This window comes from Microbaculum marinum (assembly GCF_037855135.1).
Lineage (GTDB): Bacteria > Pseudomonadota > Alphaproteobacteria > Rhizobiales > Tepidamorphaceae > Microbaculum > Microbaculum marinum.
The window spans coordinates 486,499-503,871 of sequence record NZ_JAZHOF010000002.1 but is presented as its reverse complement, the minus strand read 5'-3'; the positions used below and the strand labels follow the sequence as shown (position 1 = coordinate 503,871).

Annotated in this window: 16 protein-coding genes; 8 read left to right on the top strand and 8 right to left on the bottom strand. The window is 66.5% G+C overall.

From position 1 onward, the window contains the following. The first annotated feature begins 127 nt into the window (after nucleotides 1-127). Nucleotides 128-3,646, top strand: a complete 3,519-nt coding sequence (locus V3328_RS05890) for a PAS domain-containing hybrid sensor histidine kinase/response regulator (RefSeq protein ID WP_340328684.1) — start codon at nucleotides 128-130, stop codon at nucleotides 3,644-3,646. 3 nt (nucleotides 3,647-3,649) lie between these two features. Here the strand turns inward: V3328_RS05890 and V3328_RS05885 are convergent, their stop codons facing one another. After that, nucleotides 3,650-4,309, bottom strand: a complete 660-nt coding sequence (locus tag V3328_RS05885) for a response regulator transcription factor (protein WP_340328683.1) — start codon at nucleotides 4,307-4,309, stop codon at nucleotides 3,650-3,652. Nucleotides 4,310-4,732: 423 nt separating this feature from the next. Between V3328_RS05885 and V3328_RS05880 the strand changes: the two genes are divergently transcribed. The 5 genes from V3328_RS05880 to V3328_RS05860 all read left to right on the top strand — a co-directional run bounded on the left by V3328_RS05880 (nucleotide 4,733) and on the right by V3328_RS05860 (nucleotide 8,161). Then, nucleotides 4,733-4,993, top strand: a complete 261-nt coding sequence (locus tag V3328_RS05880) for a DUF4212 domain-containing protein (RefSeq protein WP_340328682.1) — start codon at nucleotides 4,733-4,735, stop codon at nucleotides 4,991-4,993. Between the two features lie 12 nt (nucleotides 4,994-5,005). Then, complete coding sequence (locus tag V3328_RS05875; protein ID WP_340328681.1) at nucleotides 5,006-6,859, top strand: sodium:solute symporter family protein; 1,854 nt, start codon at nucleotides 5,006-5,008, stop codon at nucleotides 6,857-6,859. A gap of 134 nt (nucleotides 6,860-6,993) precedes the next feature. Next, on the top strand, nucleotides 6,994-7,281 hold the full coding sequence (locus tag V3328_RS05870) for a hypothetical protein (RefSeq protein ID WP_340328680.1): 288 nt from the start codon (nucleotides 6,994-6,996) through the stop codon (nucleotides 7,279-7,281). Between the two features lie 10 nt (nucleotides 7,282-7,291). Beyond that, entirely contained in the window at nucleotides 7,292-7,618 is a 327-nt protein-coding gene (locus V3328_RS05865; protein WP_340328679.1) for a hypothetical protein, read from the top strand. 171 nt (nucleotides 7,619-7,789) lie between these two features. Further along, nucleotides 7,790-8,161, top strand: a complete 372-nt coding sequence (locus V3328_RS05860) for a hypothetical protein (RefSeq protein WP_340328678.1) — start codon at nucleotides 7,790-7,792, stop codon at nucleotides 8,159-8,161. A 6-nt stretch (nucleotides 8,162-8,167) separates the two neighbouring features. On the opposite strand, the gene V3328_RS05855 is transcribed toward V3328_RS05860, so the two are convergent. Beyond that, on the bottom strand, nucleotides 8,168-8,638 hold the full coding sequence (locus V3328_RS05855) for a secondary thiamine-phosphate synthase enzyme YjbQ (protein ID WP_378758938.1): 471 nt from the start codon (nucleotides 8,636-8,638) through the stop codon (nucleotides 8,168-8,170). A 90-nt stretch (nucleotides 8,639-8,728) separates the two neighbouring features. On the opposite strand from V3328_RS05855, the gene V3328_RS05850 reads away from it, so the two are divergent. Together V3328_RS05850 and V3328_RS05845 are read left to right on the top strand one after the other, a co-directional pair. Next, a complete protein-coding gene (locus V3328_RS05850; RefSeq protein ID WP_340328676.1) occupies nucleotides 8,729-9,694 on the top strand; it encodes an alpha/beta hydrolase in 966 nt (321 codons plus the stop codon). Nucleotides 9,695-9,699: 5 nt separating this feature from the next. After that, the gene (locus V3328_RS05845) at nucleotides 9,700-10,521 is read left to right on the top strand and encodes an acyl-CoA thioesterase (RefSeq protein ID WP_340328890.1); all 822 of its coding nucleotides are present in this window, start codon (nucleotides 9,700-9,702) and stop codon (nucleotides 10,519-10,521) included. A 9-nt stretch (nucleotides 10,522-10,530) separates the two neighbouring features. On the opposite strand, the gene V3328_RS05840 is transcribed toward V3328_RS05845, so the two are convergent. The 6 genes from V3328_RS05840 to V3328_RS05815 form a co-directional block, all read right to left on the bottom strand. Beyond that, nucleotides 10,531-11,040: a hypothetical protein gene (locus V3328_RS05840; RefSeq protein WP_340328675.1), complete on the bottom strand. Its 510-nt coding sequence runs from the start codon at nucleotides 11,038-11,040 to the stop codon at nucleotides 10,531-10,533. 90 nt (nucleotides 11,041-11,130) lie between these two features. Beyond that, nucleotides 11,131-11,748, bottom strand: coding sequence for a 2-hydroxychromene-2-carboxylate isomerase (locus tag V3328_RS05835; protein WP_340328674.1), 618 nt, complete (start codon nucleotides 11,746-11,748; stop codon nucleotides 11,131-11,133). A gap of 416 nt (nucleotides 11,749-12,164) precedes the next feature. Continuing rightward, the gene (locus V3328_RS05830) at nucleotides 12,165-14,381 is read right to left on the bottom strand and encodes a 3-hydroxyacyl-CoA dehydrogenase NAD-binding domain-containing protein (protein ID WP_340328673.1); all 2,217 of its coding nucleotides are present in this window, start codon (nucleotides 14,379-14,381) and stop codon (nucleotides 12,165-12,167) included. 22 nt (nucleotides 14,382-14,403) lie between these two features. Further along, complete coding sequence (locus tag V3328_RS05825) at nucleotides 14,404-14,865, bottom strand: cupin domain-containing protein (RefSeq protein WP_340328672.1); 462 nt, start codon at nucleotides 14,863-14,865, stop codon at nucleotides 14,404-14,406. Nucleotides 14,866-14,872: 7 nt separating this feature from the next. Further along, entirely contained in the window at nucleotides 14,873-16,081 is a 1,209-nt protein-coding gene (locus V3328_RS05820; RefSeq protein ID WP_340328671.1) for an acetyl-CoA C-acetyltransferase, read from the bottom strand. Between the two features lie 121 nt (nucleotides 16,082-16,202). Next, complete coding sequence (locus V3328_RS05815; protein WP_340328670.1) at nucleotides 16,203-17,360, bottom strand: acyl-CoA dehydrogenase family protein; 1,158 nt, start codon at nucleotides 17,358-17,360, stop codon at nucleotides 16,203-16,205. Between the last annotated feature and the right edge of the window lie 13 nt (nucleotides 17,361-17,373).

Here is a 17,373-nt window from a genome sequence, read left to right as displayed (position 1 = left end):
AACAGTTTTCGGTGTGGCCCGGTTTTCGGTGTAGAATGACTCAAGTGCGGTAAGGGCGCCAGCAGAATGCGGCCGTCGCGACGGCGGGAAGCGTCGCGGCACGACTAGACGAGCTCGGAGGAACCGCGTGCAGGGCTGGGTCGTCGTCGCCACGGCCGTCGTCTACATTGCCTTCCTGTTCGCCGTGGCAAGCTACGGCGACCGACTTGCACTGCGCGGCCGCTGGCGGGGTGCCCGGCCGTTCATCTACTCAATGTCGCTGTGCGTCTACTGCACGTCCTGGACGTTCTTCGGATCGGTCGGCCTGTCGGCCCGCACCGGCCTCGACTTCCTGCCGGTCTATCTCGGCGCCGGCATCATGATCGGGCTCGGCTATCCGATCGTGCTGCGGATCGTCCGCCTCGCCAAGGACCAGAACATAACGTCGATCGCCGACTTCATCGCCTCGCGCTACGGCAAGAGCCAGGCGGTCGCCGCGGTCGTCACACTGATCGCGGTGATCGGCGCGCTTCCCTACATCGCCCTGCAGCTCAAGGCGATCTCGGCCTCCGTCGGGACGATGGTCGGCTATCTGCAGCAGAACGGCGCGCTCGCCACGGCACCGGTCTTCGCCGACACCGCTTTGCTTGTGGCGCTGGCACTCGCGCTGTTTGCGATCCTGTTCGGCACGCGCCACATCGACGCGACCGAGCACCAGGACGGCATGATGCTGGCGATCGCCACGGAGTCCATCGTCAAGCTGTTTGCCTTCCTCGTGGTTGGCGCGTTCGTGACCTACGTCATGTTCGACGGCCCGACCGCCCTGTGGTCGCGGGCGGAGTCGGTCGACACGATCCTGGAGCGCTTCGGCCGCGAAATGCATGGCGGCACCTGGATGACGATCACCGGCCTCAGCCTGTTCGCCATCATCCTGCTGCCCCGTCAGTTCCACGTCACGGTCGTGGAGAACCATAGCGAAAGCGAGATCAGGCGCGCGGCCTGGCTGTTCCCGCTCTATCTGGTGCTGATCAACCTGTTCGTCGTGCCCATCGCCATCGCAGGGCTGCTGACCTTCGGCGACGGCGGGGTCGACGCGGACATGTTCGTTCTCGCCCTGCCGATGGCGGCGGGATCGAACGTCGTCACGATGATCGCCTTCATCGGCGGGCTTTCCGCTGCGACCGCCATGGTGATCGTCTCGTCGGTGGCCCTGTCGATCATGGTCTGCAACGACATCGTCGTGCCGCTGCTGCTGCGTCACCGCGGCGCCGAGATGGAGCGCCGCGACATCGGCCGGCGGCTGCTGATGGTCCGGCGCGTCGCCATCCTGACGATCCTCCTGCTCGCCTACGCGTACTACAGGACCGCCGGAAACACCGCGGCGCTGGCATCGATCGGGCTGCTTTCGTTTGCCGCGATCGCACAACTCGCCCCGGCCTTCTTCGGCGGAATGATCTGGCGCCGCGCCACGGCCCGCGGGGCGATCGCGGGGATACTCGCCGGCTTTGCCGTGTGGGTCTACACGCTGTTGCTGCCGACCTTCGCCGAGTCCGGAATGCTCGGATCGGGTTTCGTCGAGAACGGACCGTTCGGACTGGGCTTCCTGAGGCCGCAGCGGCTGTTCCACCTCGAGTTCACCGCACTGACCCATGGCGTGTTCTGGAGCATCGCCGTCAACGTCGCGACATATGCGATCGTATCGCTGTTGCGTCGGCCGGAGCCGATCGAACGTCTGCAGGCGGACGTGTTCGTCCAGGCCGACCTCGCGCCGATCGCGCCGGCGCGCCGGCTCTGGCGGAGCTCCGTCTCGCTCGGCGAGCTGATGGACACCGTGGCGCGATACCTGGGAGAAGAACGCGCCCGCCGCTCCTTCAGGAACTTCGCGGAGGAGCGCGGTCTGGTCCTCGACCGGAACGGCGAGATCGACATGCATGTGCTGCGGTTTGCCGAGCACCTGCTGGCGAGTGCCGTCGGCGCGCCGTCCTCCCGGCTGGTGCTGGCGCTGCTGCTGCGCCGCCGCGACGTCAGTTCCAAGCAGGCGCTGAAACTGCTCGACGATGCGTCGGAGGCGATCGTCTACAATCGCGACCTGCTGCAGACGGCAATCGACCACGTCAGTCAGGGAATCGTCGTCCTCGATGCGGATCTCCGCCTGACCACCTGGAACCGGCGCTTTAGGGAACTGCTCGATCTGCCGCCGGAGCTCGGTCGTATCGGCGTGCCGATCTCCGAGGTGCTGCGGTTCTGCGCCAGACGCGGCGACTTCGGTCCCGGCACGGAGAGCGATCTCGTCGAGGAGAGGCTGCGGCGGATGGCGGCGCGCACCCAGACGTTCCAGGAGCACCTGCGCCCCAGCGGCACGATCCTGGAAATGCGTACCGACGAGATGCCGGACGGCGGCCTCGTGATGACGCTGACCGACATCACCGACAGGATGCGGACGGCGGAGGAGCTTGCGCGTGCCAACGAGACCCTGGAGAGGCGTGTGCGCGAGCGGACCGAAGAGCTGGTCCGCCTGAATACCGAGCTGGAGCGCGCCAGGCAGACCGCCGAGGAGGCCAATTTCGGCAAGACCCGCTTCCTCGCGGCCGCCAGCCACGACATCCTGCAGCCCTTGAATGCGGCCCGCCTCTACGCGGCAAGCCTGTCGGAGCGGCGGCTCAAGACGGAAGACCGGCAGCTCGCCGCCAATGTCGATGCCTCCCTGGATGCAGTTGAGGAGATCCTCGGCACCATCCTCGACATATCCCGGCTCGACACCGGCGCCCTGAAGCCCGAGATCGCCACCTTCCCCGTCGCCGATCTTCTCGCCCAGATCAGGGTCGAGTTCGAGCCGATCGCGCGGGACCACGGGCTGGAACTGAAGATCCTGCCATGCTCGCTCGCGGTCAGATCGGACCGCAGCCTGCTGCGGCGGCTGCTGAGGAACCTCGTCTCCAATGCGATCAAGTACACCGACAGCGGCCGCGTGGTCGTCGGCTGCCGTCGTCGTACCGGCCGCATCCGGATCGAGGTCCACGACACCGGCCCCGGAATTCCCGCAACGGAGCAGAAGCTCATATTCGAGGAGTTCCAGCGCCTCGAGGACGGCGTCCGGCGGGCGCGCGGGCTCGGCCTGGGGCTGTCCATCGTCGAGCGCATCGGCCGCGTTCTCGACCTGCCGGTCGACCTGGCGTCCACACCTGGGCGCGGTTCTGTTTTCGCCGTGGAGGTCCCCGTCACCGTCGAAGTCCCCCAGCGACGCGGCGCCGGCCGCGGCCCCCGCCGGCCCGGTGCCCGCATCGAAGGCATGACCGTCCTGTGTATCGACAACGACAGGAAGATCGTCGACGGGATGGCGGCCCTGCTCACCGGGTGGAACTGCCGGGCGCTCTGCGCGACGTCGACCAGACAGGCGATACGGACGCTGACGGAGCATGCCGCTGTACCCGATGTGGTGCTGGTCGACTATCACCTCGACGAGGGGAACGGCATCGACGCGGTCGTCGAACTGCGCTGGAAATTCGGCAGCACGTTGCCGGCTGTCCTGATCACCGCCGACCGGTCGCCGCAGGTACGCGACGAGGCCCGCGCCCGGGAGATTGCGGTTCTCTACAAGCCCCTCAAGGCAGCGGCGCTGCGGGCGCTGCTGGCGCAGCACGCCGTGAAGCGCGAAGCCGCCGAGTAGCGATCAGTCGGCCGGCCACTGCACGGAGTCCATGCGGCTTGCGGCGATGACGGCCTGGGTCCGGCTTTCGACGTTCAGTTTCTGCAGCACGGCCGACACGTGCGCCTTGACGGTCGCCTCCGAGACGCCGAGTTCGTAGGCGATCTGCTTGTTGAGCAGGCCCTCGCTGAGCATCATGAGCACCCGCACCTGCTGCGGGGTGAGCGTGGTGAGTCGTGCCGAAAGGTCGGCGTCGCCTTCGTCCATGACGTCGAGATCGAGACCCGGCGGTGCCCAGACTCCGCCACCCAGAACCTCCCTCACCGCCAGTCTGATCGAATCGACGTTGATCGACTTCGGAATGAACCCCGATGCACCGAACTCGAGGCAGCGGCGCACCACTGACGGATCCTCGTGCGCCGACACCACAACGACGGGCACGCCGGGATGCTGCGCGCGCAGGAACAGAAGCCCGGAGTAGCCGCGCACGCCCGGCATTGCCAGGTCGAGCAGCACCAGGTCGATTTCGTGGTCCGCCTCGATGCGCGCCGTCATTTCCTCGATCGATCCGGCCTCGACGATCGCCATCGCGTCGAACGCCCCCGTAAGCGCGTGCTTCAGGGCGTCGCGGAACAACGGATGATCATCCGCAATAAGGATCTTGTAACGGTTCGCGGCGTCCAAATCGTTTCCCCCTCCTGCCGTTCCCGGACGACCGGAATACGATTGAGCCGGAATGCTACCCTTAATGTTTCGCGGCGTCGCGCCCGGCGCAAGTCGCGCCGTGTTCGCCCGCGCTGTCCGGCACTGCGGCGAATCGGTCGACCCGGGCGCGAACACTGTGGACTCTGCTTGGGCAATGGGCGACTTGCGTTGTGGACAACCTCAAGTCCAAGTAATTCCACGGATTTTTACCCGTAGCCGAAAGTCGAATGGGGAGTCGACTTCGGCAATGTTAATATTGGCTCGACGCGGCGGCCGGATCGACGGCCCAAGCGGGGGGTACGGAAGGCGACCCTCGCCGTTTCCGTATCACGACAAAGGGGAGGCCTGTGCGGCCGGTTCGTCCGGTTGCAATCGGCCCGGGACGTAGAGGAAACGTGACCCATGGCAAACGGCACTGATGAAGCCTGGTGGTCGAAGACCAAGGGACTGATGGTCACCTGCCTGATCATCTGGGCGATCTTCGGCTTCGTGATCCACTTCTTCGTGAATGCACTCGACAGGATTGTCATACTCGGATTTCCCCTCGGCTACTACATGGCCGCGCAGGGCTCGCTGATCGTGTTCGTCGTGCTCGTCTTCTGGTTTTCCGGACGACAGGACTCGATCGATCGCGAGTTCGGCGTTGCCGAAGACGACTACTGAGGGGGGCGGACGATGGCGACCCAAACGAGTGGCGGATCGGATTTCGTCAACAATCTCGGCAAGATATACGGGATCTATACGGGCGGCTTCGCCGCATTCGTCATCCTGCTTGCCATTCTCGAACAGGTCGGTGTGCCCGACCGGGTGATCGGCTACCTGTTCGTGTTCTTCACGCTGGCTGTCTATGCCGGCATCGGCGTCCTGTCGCGAACCATGCAGGTCAGCGAATACTACGTCGCGGGCCGGCGCGTGCCGGCGTTCTACAACGGCATGGCGACGGCGGCCGACTGGATGTCGGGCGCATCGTTCGTCGGCATGGCCGGAACGCTATATGCGCTTGGCTATGACGGCCTTGCCTTCGTGCTTGGCTGGACCGGCGGCTACGTGCTGGTGGCGGTGCTTGTTGCGCCCTATCTGCGCAAGTTCGGCGCCTACACCGTGCCCGACTTCCTGGCGGCCCGCTTCGGAGGGCATTTCGCCCGGTTCCTCGGCATCCTCGTCCTGTTCGCCTGCTCGTTCACCTACGTGACGGCACAGATCTATGCGACCGGCATCATCGCCTCGCGGTTCCTGGGCATCAGCTTCGAGGTTGCGGTCTTCGTCGGCCTGCTCGGCATCCTGCTCTGCTCGATGCTCGGCGGCATGCGGGCGGTGACCTGGACCCAGGTGGCCCAGTACATCGTGCTGATCGTCGCCTACCTGATCCCGGTGATCATCCTGTCGGCGCAGCGCTACGGCGTCCCCATCCCCCAGATCATGTACGGCCAAGCCCTGCAGGAGATCGCCGGGCTCGAAAGGCAACTGGTGGCGGATGGGCTGGCCAACGCCGAGACCCTGAAGCCCTATCTGCAACCGTTCACCAACTACAATCCGCTGAACTACTTCGGGCTGATCCTCTGTCTGATGATCGGCACGGCATCGTTGCCGCACATCCTGATGCGGTACTTCACGACGCCCAGCGTGCGCGACGCGCGCAAGTCGGTGGGATGGTCGCTGCTGTTCATCTTCCTCCTGTACTTCACGGCGCCGGCCTATGCCGCCTTCGCCAAGCTGGAGGTCTACCAGAACGTCATCGGCACATCGATCGACGCGCTTCCGAACTGGATCTACACCTACGGAAATCTGGGTCTGGTGAAGATCTGCGGCGCCGACGCCACGACCATGGACGCCATCCGCGCGGCCTGTGCCTCCGCGGGCAATCCCGACGGCATCCTCGGCCTGAGCGAGCTGGCGATCAACAACGACGTGATCGTCATCTCCATGCCGGAGATTGCCGGCCTGCCTTACGTGATTGCAGGCCTCGTCGCGGCCGGCGGACTTGCCGCGGCGCTGTCCACCGCCGACGGGCTGCTGCTTGCCATCGCCAACGCGCTCAGCCACGACATCTACTACAAGATGGTCGATCCGCACGCCTCGACGGCGCGGCGGCTGACCATCGCCCGCATCCTGCTGGTTCTTGTGGCGGTCGGTGCGGCGTGGCTGGCATCGACCAGGCCTGCGGACATCCTCTCCATGGTGGCGTGGGCGTTCTCGCTGGCGGCGGCCGGGAACTTCCCCGCCCTCGTCCTCGGGGTCTGGTGGAAGCGCTGCACGACCGCGGGTGCGATCACCGGCATCATCGCCGGCTTCGGCATCACCCTGTTCTACCTCGTCATGACCCGCTACGGCGGCATGAGCGAGTGGTTCGGGGTGAGGAACATCTCGGCTGCCCTGTTCGGCCTGCCGATCGGCGTGGCCGTGATGGTGGTGGTCAGCCTGTTCACGCCGGAACCCTCGAAGGAGGTCCAGGACCTCGTCGAGGAAATGCGCAAGCCGCGCGGCAGCACGATGATGGAGGGCGGCGACGTCGTCGCCAAGCCCGTCTGAGGCCGCGCTCTGACTGACGGAGGGCGGAGCGCAAGTCTCCGCCCTTCCCTTTCGCCTGCCATTCTCTCACGCAGGCAGGGTGCCTCTGGGCCGATATCTGCTAGATTCCCCGAATCTGTTCACGGAAACTCGAGATGGCCCAAGGCGTCCCGCTCTTCATCCTGCTGCCCAACTATCTGCTGGCGGCGCTGATGTACACGCTGCTCGGACGCTTCATCCTGACGTTTGTGTTCGCCCCAGAGTCCCGCAACTACATCTTTCGCGCCTTCGTGCGGCTGACCGATCCGGTACTGGCGCTGGTGCGTCTCGTCACGCCCGCTGCCGTGCCGCACCTGGTGCTTCTGGTCTTCGCCGCAATCTGGATGCTGGTGCTCCGCATCCTCTTCATCGTCGCGACCGTCGATGCGGTCAGGACGGCGTGAGGCTCGCAGCATGTCGCACCAGGGCTATCTGATCGGCATTCTCGGCTTTGCGTTGCTGAACGGCATGTTCTCGCCGATCCTGCTGCCGCAGACCACGGCGGCGGTTCTGCTGCTTTCGCCGGGCCTGCTGATCTCCAGTCCCCATATCGTCGCGTTCCTGGCCTATATCATTGGTTCGACCTTCACGATCATGCTGGCCGGAATTCCCGCGGCCCTCTACGAGCGGGTGACCGGGGCCCGGGAGTCCGGCCCGGTCTCCCTGTGGATCTGGCTCGCCTGTACCGCGCTGCTTTCCCTGCCCGCCGTCATTTCCTTCCTCAGTGTGGGCGGCTTCTGAGGCCCGCCCGATCCTGTTCCGCGCGAAAATCGAGTCGTCGCCTTGCAACCAATCGGCGCGGCGCCGGTTCATCACGTGAACGTGCGCAACCGCCGCTTGCGCCTGTGCAACCCTTCAGCGGAAACTGTCCCTCGCAGCGGCCGGGACGCTGTATTGCCGGGCCTTACAGCCATGGAAGACCTCCGTCGCATGGCGTTCCTGTCGATCGGGCGGGGATGCGGGTTCGCGGGCCTCGCGATCCTCTGCGTGATGATCGGCCTCACCTTCGATCCGCTGATCGCCGTCAGGTCGGGCGCCGTACTGATGACGCTTTCGACGATGGTTCTGTTGTTGAAGGCCCGCCAGGCGCTGACCCAGGACGTCCGCCGCACCGAGATGTGGATTCTGCTGGAGGAAGGGCGGCGTCCGGCCCCGGAGCACGCCCAGTGGGCCGGCGCCACGGTCCTGCGCGATGCCTACCTGTGGTTTGCCCAGTACGCCGCGGGTCTGTCCGTCCTGTTGTGGACGGCGGCACTGGCGATCTCGCTTTCCCAGCGCTTGTAGCGCCGGTCAGCCGTCCACTTCGCCCACGAAATGCAGGGCGATCTCGCGGCGGTGCGGCCGGTCGCGATGTTCGATCAGGTAGATCCCCTGCCATGTGCCGAGCCGCATCCGCCCCGCCGACACCGGAATCCCGAGCGACACCGAGGTGAGCATGGTCCGGATATGAGCGGGCATGTCGTCCGGCCCCTCCGATCCGTGCCGGTATGGATGGTGGCGCGGCGCCATCGCGTCGAGGCTGTCGGCGAGGTCGCGCTGCACGTCGGGGTCGGCATTCTCCTGTATCGTCAGCGACGCCGAGGTGTGGCGTACGAACACGGTCACCAGCCCGTCGACGGCCCCGATCGCAGCGAGCCACCCGGCGACATCTCCGGTGATGTCGTGGAACCCCTGCCCGCGCGTCTCGAATGTCAGGCTGTCCTGTCGGTGATCGAGCACGCCGTTTCCTCCTCTGCGTCGGCCGCACGGCCGGCGAGCCATCGGCCGGTCTGGACGCGGCCGCCGATCTGCGGTGAGATGCGGCCCCGCAGCCCATTCCGGCAATCACGTTTCCATCCACCGGACAGACCAATGGCCAAGACCGTCTTCCCGCCCGCGGACGTCTTTCGCGAAGACGCGATATCCGCTGAGACCGCCGCGATCAACGCCGATGTCGTCAGGACGCTCGACGCGGCGCCGGACCAGTGGTCCTTTCCGCCGGCCGAGCGCCGGGAGCGTCGCCGGGCCGGGCTGGGCCCGTTTCCGCTCGCGCCGCGGTCGGACCGCGCCGAGACGATCGAGATCGAGGGCGCCTACGGCCCGATCCCGCTGCGCATTATCGCGCCCGACAGCCCGGCGGGGGTCTACTTGCACATCCATGGCGGCGGCTGGACGATCGGTGCCGCCGACGAACAGGATCCCCGGCTGGAACGGATCGCAGCCAACTGCAACCTGGCGGTCGTCAGCGTCGAGTACCGGCTGGCGCCGGAGTATCCCTACCCGCACGCGCCGGACGAATGCGAGGCGGCCGCGCTGTGGCTGGTCAGGACCGCCGGTGAGCGTTTCGGCAGCGAGCGTTTCGCCATCGGCGGCGAATCGGCGGGCGCCCACCTGGCGCTGGTGACGATGCTGCGGCTGCGGGACCGCCACAACCTGCGGCCGTTCTCGGCCGCCAATCTCGTCGCGGGATGTTTCGACCTGCGGCTGACGCCGAGCGCCGCCAACTGGGGCGACGAGCGGCTGGTGCTCAACACCCGCGACATGCAGAAGTTCATAGAGTGCTTCCTGCAGAACGGCGAGCCGCTGGAGGATCCCGACATCTCGCCGATCTTCGCCGATCTCGCCGGACTGCCGCCGGCACTGATCACGGTGGGCACGCGCGATCCGCTGCTCGACGATTCGCTTTTCCTCGCGGCCCGCTGGGCTGCCGCCGGCAACGACACCGAACTTGCCGTCTATCCCGGCGGCGCACATGTCTTCATGGCCTATTCCGGCGCCCTTGCCGAGGAGAGCCTGGCACGGATGGACGGGTTCCTGTCGGAAACGGGCGGGTCGTGAGCGGCATGGAGACGCTGAAGGGATACGTCAACGCCTGGGACTGCGACGAGAACGACCATCTCAACGTCCAGTTCTACTATCGCTTCTTCGAGGATGCCTGTTGTCATTTCCAGGCGCTCGCCGGCGTCTCCAGGGACGACTTCCGCCGCCCGCTGGTGCGCCACGTCCGCTACCACGGCGAGCTGCGCAAGAACGAGGCCGTTCAGGTCGACAGCGTGCGGGCCGGCGAGGCGCAGATCGTCCATGTCCTGAGCGAGCCGGTCAGCGGCCGGCTGTCGGCCACCTGTCTTGAAACCTTTGCCGGGCCGCTTCCCGACGCACTCCCATCCGGCTCCGGCGCCATCCCGGAAAACGCACTGCCGCGCAGCCTCGACTCCGCGCCGGCCGCCGCCACGGCGGCAACCGCGTCCGACCGGCTCGTGCTGCGTACCCGGATCCGCGCCCAGCACTGCGATCCCTCGGGTGCGGTCTTCGACTCGGCGATCGTCGGCTTCAACTCCGACTCGGCTGCGTTCTTCTGGGAGGCTGTCGGGATCACCGAACCCTGGCTGCGAGAGCGCAACCGGGGGCGCGTCGCGGTTGAGATGAAACTGACGCGGCTCGGCGACGCAGCGTTCGGTGACCTGATCCACGTGATCAGCCGCCCGATCGCGGTCGCCCGGTCCACCGTGACCTTCGAGAACCGCTTCGTGCGCAGCGAGACCGGCGAAACGGTGGCAGTCGTCCAGGTGACCGGCCTGACGATGGACCTCACCGCCCGGCGCGCTCAGCCGCTGCCAGAGGACCTGAGAGCTGACCTCGAGGCCCGGATCGCGCGGTCGCGATGATCGCCTCCATCACGTCTTGTCGGGGTCGTATTCCTCGCGCAGGTCGCGCATCATGTCGAGGAAGCGGTGCATCATGGACTCGAAGGACTTCATGACCTGGTCCATTTCCTCGTCGGAGGGAAAGTCGAACGCCGACTGATCGTCGCCGGCTTTCGGGTCGCCGGCTTTCGGGTCGCCTGCCTCGGGCCCGGCCTGCGGCGTTTCCTCCAGGCGCGCCTCGAGCATGTCGATGCGGTCCTTGAGCCGCCCGATCTCGATCGCAAGCTTGGAATTGTCGCTGGACAGCCGCTCGATCTCTTCCTCGAGCGCAACCCGGTCGTCGGCGACGACCTCGCATACCCAGGCCGCATCGCGCTTGCGGCAGAAGGACGTCATCCCGGTTTCCCGGTCGACCCGCATCAGCCCGCCGTCGACGCGGCGAAGGATGTACTGGCCACCCTCCGTGTCAGGCACCGTTTCCTGCGCGAGCGCCGGAGCGGTCGCGACACATACCGTGAGCACCATCAGAATCCGGCGCATTGATCGGCTCCGTTTCACCGCCCCCGTGAGGTTAACCTAGTGGCGCGATGGCGGCGCGACAAACCCGCGCCCCCTCGCGCCGCGGGACCCTCAGTCCGTATAAGGGTCCCGGCCGCTCGCAAGCGCGTCGGCAAGCAGGTCGATGCGATCCTGTCCCCAGAACGGTTCTCCGTTCAGGATATAGGTGGGCGCGCCGAAGACGGATCTTTCGACCGCCTCTCTGGCGTTCGCCTCGTAGACGGTACCGATCTCGTCGCTCTTTGCTGCGTCGAGGATCGCCTGTGCGTCATGACCGGCATCTGCCAGCAGCGCCGTCACGACGGACTCATCGGCAATTTCGCGATCTTCAGCCCAGACCGCCCGATAGGCGCCGGCCAGAAAGCCGGCCGGATCCTTCCCTGCCGCGGCGATGGCGAGCACCGAGCAATCGGCAAGCGTCGGGTCGGTTGGAAAGTGGGCGGGCTGGATGTTGATCGGCAATCCCCGCTTCTCCCTCCAGCGCTTCAGCTCGAATATCCGGTACTTCTGCCGGGCCGGCGCCCGCTTGGCGAGCGGCAGGCCCCCCGTTTCGGGAAACACCTTTCCGAGATTGACCGGCTTGTAGACGATTTCCGCGCCATGTTTCCCGGCAATCGACACGAACGCGTCGTGGCCGAGATAGGACCACGGCGAAACGGACGTGAAGAAGTATTCGATCCTGGGCGTCATGCTCTCCCCTCGCGTTGCCGCCTTCCGCCGAAGGCGCGTCTGCCTGCCGCGGCGATCATAGTAGCGCAGCCGCGCGATTGGCACACCGATTCGGACAAGGGAAACACGGTTTCGTCAACGCGAGGCGAGGGCCGGCACACCCCTGCCCAAGCGTCGCGTCCGTCGCCGCTAGCGCGGCGTACCCCCCTCTCCATCTCTCCCCCGCAAGGGGGGAGAGGGTCCCTTTTGGCCACCGCTTGTCGTCAGCGGACATGTTGGCACTTGCTGCGCGACCAGGCGTCTCCGTGTCTTCGTGGGAGGCGCCTTGCGCCCCTCTCCCCCCTTGCGGGGGAGAGATGGAGAGGGGGGTACCCGCAATCGGGCGGCTCGATGCCGCCCGATTGCGGAAACCGGCTGCTACCGGTACCGCCTGCCCGTCACGCGGCCTTGTTGCGCGCGGCGCCGCCCGGCGGGAAGCGGCCGTAGAAGGTCTCGCCGTTCGCCGCCACCTCCCTGAGCAGCTTGTTCGGCCGGAAGCGCGGGCCGTGCCTGCGGGCGAGCCTGTTGCAGAGTTCCACGAAGGCCGCGACGCCCATGTTGTCGATGTAGCTCAGCGTGCCGCCGGAAAACGGCGCGTAGCCGAAGCCGAGGATCGAGCCGACATCCGCCTCGCGCACATCGGTCAGCACCCCCTCGGCGAAGCAGCGCGCCGTCTCCAGCGCCTGGATCACCAGCAGCCGGTGCTTGATCTCCTCGACGTCGACTGAGTCCGGGTCGAGATGCTCCGGCTGGAGCTCGGCAAGATCCGGCCACAGGTGCTTCTTGCCCTTGTCGGGATAGTCGTAGAAGCCCTTGCCGTTCTTGCGGCCGAGGCGGCCGCGCTTGACGACCATCTCTTCCAGCAGTTCCTCCTGGCGCGGGTCGACGCCCTTTTCGCCGAGATCCTGCTTTGTCGCCTGCAGGATCTTCCAGGCCAGATCGACGGCAACCTCGTCGTTGAGCGACAGCGGACCGACCGGCATCCCGGCCATGCGGCCGACATTCTCGATCATCGCGGCGGGCACGCCCTCCATCAGCATCAGGTGCCCCTCGCGGATGTATGTCCCGACCACGCGCGAGGTGTAGAAGCCGCGCGAATCGTTGACCACGATCGGCGTCTTGCGGATCGCCCGGCAGTAGTCGAGCGCCAGCGCGAGCGCCTCGTCGCCGGTCTTCCTGCCCATGATGATTTCGACGAGCATCATCTTGTCGACGGGCGAGAAGAAATGGATGCCGATGAAGTTCGCCGGCCGGGCGCTCGCCTTTGCGAGATCGCTGATCGGCAGCGTCGAGGTGTTGGTGCCGAACACCGCCGTCTTGCCGATCACGGCCTCGGTCTTCTGGGTGACGTCGGCCTTGATCGACTTGTCCTCGAACACCGCCTCGATGACGAGGTCGCAGCCCTCCAGGTCTGCGTAGTCGGCGGAGGTCTGAATGCGCGACAGCAGCGCCTCCTTCGCCTCCGGCGTCGAGCGGCCGCGGCTGACGGCCTTCGACACCAGCGTGTCGGAATAGGCCTTGCCGCGCTCGGCAGACTCCACGTCCCTGTCGATCAGCACCACCTCGATGCCGGCGCGCGCCGTGACGTAGGCGATGCCGGCGCCCATGAAGCCGGCGCCGAGGATGCCGACCTTCCTGATCTTCGACGGCGGCACGTCGGCGGGGCGGCGGGCGCCCTTGTTGAGCTCCTGCATCGAGACGAACAGCGAGCGGATCATCGAGGCCGCTTCCTTCGTCTGCAGGACATGGGCGAAGTAGCGGGACTCGACGGTGAGCGCCTGGTCCAGCGGCAGCATCAGGCCTTCGTAGACGCAGGACATGATGGCGCGGGCGGCGGGGTAGTTGTCGTATGTCTCGCGCCGGTAGATGGCGTTGGCGGGCGGGAAGGTCTGGAAGCCTGCGGGCGAATAGACCTGGCCGCCGGGCAGCCTGAAGCCGTCCTTGTCCCAGGGCTGCACGCCCTTGCCACCGTCGCGGATCCAGGCCCTTGCGGTCTCGATCAGCCGGTCGGCGGACACCACCTCGTCGATCAGCTTCATGGCCTTCGCCTGGCCGACCTTCAGTTCGCTTCCCTTCAGCAGGAACTGCAGCGCATCGGCGGTCGGAACCATGCGCGGCACGCGCTGGGTGCCGCCGGCGCCGGGGAAGATGCCGACCTTGACCTCCGGCAGCGCCAGCCTGGTCTTGTCGTTCTCCGAGGCGACCCGGTGATGGCAGGCCAGCGCCAGCTCGAATGCCCCGCCCATCGCGGTGCCGTTGATGGCGGCGACCCAGGGCTTGCCCGAAGTCTCAAGCCGGCGCCAGAGCTGCGACATGCGGCGGCTTTCGTCGAACATCCGCTGCATCGCGGCGGTCTCGTCCGACGCGCGCATCTCGTGGAAGGCGCCGAGCAGGCCCTGAAGCATCGCCAGGTCGGCGCCGCCCGAGAACGTTTCCTTGCCGGAGGTGACGACGGCCCCCTTGATGGAGTCGTCCGACGCGACGGTCTCGATGATCCGCCCGATCTCGTCCATGACCGAAGCTTCGAACACGTTCATCGACCTGTCTGGCATGTCCCAGGTAACGAGCGCTATGCCGTCGGCGTCGACATCGACAGTGAAGTTCTTGTAGGTCATGGCGTTTCCCCGTGGAATGGGTTCAGGCGTATGGCTCGCCGGACTTGCTGCTGAAGTGGAAGCCGGCCTCGTCCTTCACACCGGCCAGATCCACGTCGGGATAGTGCGCGATTTCCGATGCCGCCCGCGTGCCGACCTCGAGGATCAGGGCATCGCGATCCGAGCGGTTGACCAGGTGATGGCCGTTGGCGACTCCCGCCTTGAAGGCGGCCGCGTCGCCGGGCTTCAGCACGGTTTCGCCGTCGTCCTCGACCAGCACCAGCTCGCCCTCGAGCACATAGACGAACTCGTCCTCGTTCTCGTGCCAGTGGCGCTCGGAGGAGGCCGATCCCGGTGCGATCCGCGTGAGGTTGACGCCGAACTGGCTCAGCGCGACGGCGTCACCGAGCGCCGTCTTGAAGCGGCCGGCGACGGTCCGGCGGAACGGCTCGGGATAGGCGGTGGTGTTGCGCTCGGGCAGCGAGGCGATGTCGATCCTGGGCATGAGGCTCTCACACCCGCTCAATGATGGTCGCGGTCCCCATGCCGGCGCCTATGCACAGCGTGACCAGCGCGGTCTGCTTGCCGGTGCGCTCCAGTTCGTCGATGACCGTGCCCATGATCATCGCGCCGGTTGCGCCGAGCGGATGGCCCATGGCGATGGCGCCGCCATTGACGTTCACCTTGGAGCCGTCGACGTCGAAATACTGCATGAAGCGCAGCACGACCGAGGCGAAGGCCTCGTTGATCTCGATGAGATCGATGTCGTCGAGCGTCATCTTCGCCTTCTTCAGGACCTTCTCTGTGACCGCCAGGGGGCCGGTCAGCATGATCGCCGGTTCCGAGCCGATATTGGCGAACGCCCTGATGCGGGCGCGGGGTTCGAGTCCGGCCTTCCTGCCGGCGGCCTTCGAGCCGAGCAGCACCGCGGCCGCCCCGTCGACGATGCCGGACGAGTTGCCGGCGTGGTGGACGTGGTTGATCTCCTCGATTTCGGGATAGCGCTGGATCGCCACCGCGTCAAAACCGCCGAGTTCGCCCATCTGGACGAAGGAGGGATTGAGCGCGGCCAGCGACTGCATGGTCGTGTCGGGGCGCATGTGCTCGTCACGGTCGAGGACCGTCAGGCCGTTGATGTCCTTCACCGGCACGACCGAGTTCCTGAAGTAGCCCTTCTCCCAGGCGTTCGCCGCCCGCTTCTGGCTTTCGACCGCGTAGGCGTCGACGTCGTCGCGCGAGAAGCCGTGCTTCGTGGCGATCAAGTCCGCCGAGATGCCTTGCGGCAGGAAGTAGGCGGGCACCGCCAGCGAGGGGTCCATCGGCCAGGCGCCGCCGGATGCGCCGATGCCCACTCGGCTCATCGACTCGACGCCGCCGCCGATCGTCATCTGGTGCTGCCCCGACATCACCTCGCCGGCTGCGAAGTTGACGGCATCGAGGCCGGATGCGCAGAACCGGTTGATCTGGATGCCCGGCACTTCCTGGTCGTAGCCGGCCTTGAGCACGGCGGCCCGGGCGATGTCCCCGCCGGCCTCGCCGACCGGATCGACGCAACCGAGCACGACGTCGTCCAGCCGGCCGGTGTCGAGCTCGTGACGGTCGCGGATCGCGCGCAGCGTCTGTGCGGCCAGCTCCAGCGCGGTCACCTCGTGCAGGCTCCCGTCCTTCTTGCCGCGGCCGCGCGGCGTGCGCACGTGGTCGTAGATGAAGCAGTCCGGCATCGAAGCCTCCCTAGTGTGTCAAGCGTCCGTGCGCCCGCATCCGATGAACTGGACCGGCGTATGGGCCGATCAATGTCGGTGCCATTGCGAGCGACGCGGGCCAGTCATGCATGTCACGCAGCTACAGGCTCCTCGCGATCAGCACCTTCATGATCTCGTTGGTGCCGGCGTAGATGCGCTGGACGCGCGCATCCTGGAACATCCGCGAAATGGGGTACTCCGCCATGTAGCCGTAGCCACCGAACAGCTGCAGGCACTGATCGACGATCTTGCACTGCAGGTCGGTCAGCCAGTACTTCGCCATCGAGGCGGTGACGGTATCGAGCCTGCCGGCGACGTGCTGCTCGATGCAGTGGTTCATGAACACCTTCGCCACGGTCGCCTCGGTCTTCGCCTCGGCGAGTTCGAACTGGGTGTTCTGGAAGTCGAGGATCGCCTTGCCGAACGCCTTGCGTTCCTTGACATAGCGGATCGTCTCTTCGAGCGCGCGCTCGATCATCGCCATCGCCTGGACGCCGACCAGCAGGCGCTCCTGCGGCAGGTCGGTCATCATCTGGACGAAACCCTGGCCTTCCTCGTGGCCGAGCAGGGCATCGGCGGGGACGCGCACCGCGTCGAAGAACAGTTCGGATGTGTCCTGCGCCTTCAGGCCGAGCTTCTTGAGGTTCCGGCCGCGCCGGAAGCCCTCCACCTCGTCGGTCTCGACCACGAACAGCGACGTGCCCCTGGCGCCGGCGCTCGGGTCGGTCTTGGTGGCGACGATGATCAGGTTGGCGTTCTGGCCGTTGGTGATGAAGGTCTTGGAGCCGGAGATCGAATAGTGGTTGCCGTCGCGCACCGCGGTGGTGCGGATGCCCTGCAGGTCCGAGCCGGCGCCGGGCTCGGTCATCGCGATCGCCCCGATCAGCTCGCCGGTGGCGAGCCTCGGCAGCCAGCGCTTCTTCTGGTCTTCCGACCCGTGGTGCAGGATGTAGGGGGCGACGATGGCGTTGTGCAGCGCGATCCCGAAGGAATCGAGGCCGGCCATGCCGAGCTGGTAGGTGATCACCGCCTCGTGCGCGAAGGTCCCGCCCGAGCCGCCGTATTCCTCGGGCATGGACGCGCCCAGCAGCCCCGCCTCGCCCGTCTTCTCCCATGCCCAGCGCGGCACGATGCCCTCGTCGAGCCACTCGTCGAGATGCGGCACGATCTCGTTGTCGAAGAAGCGGCGCGACTGTTCCTCGAGGAGGACGACGTCCTCGCTCATCCAGTCGGGGCGGGGGGTGTCGAGTGCAGTCATCTTTTGTTCGGCT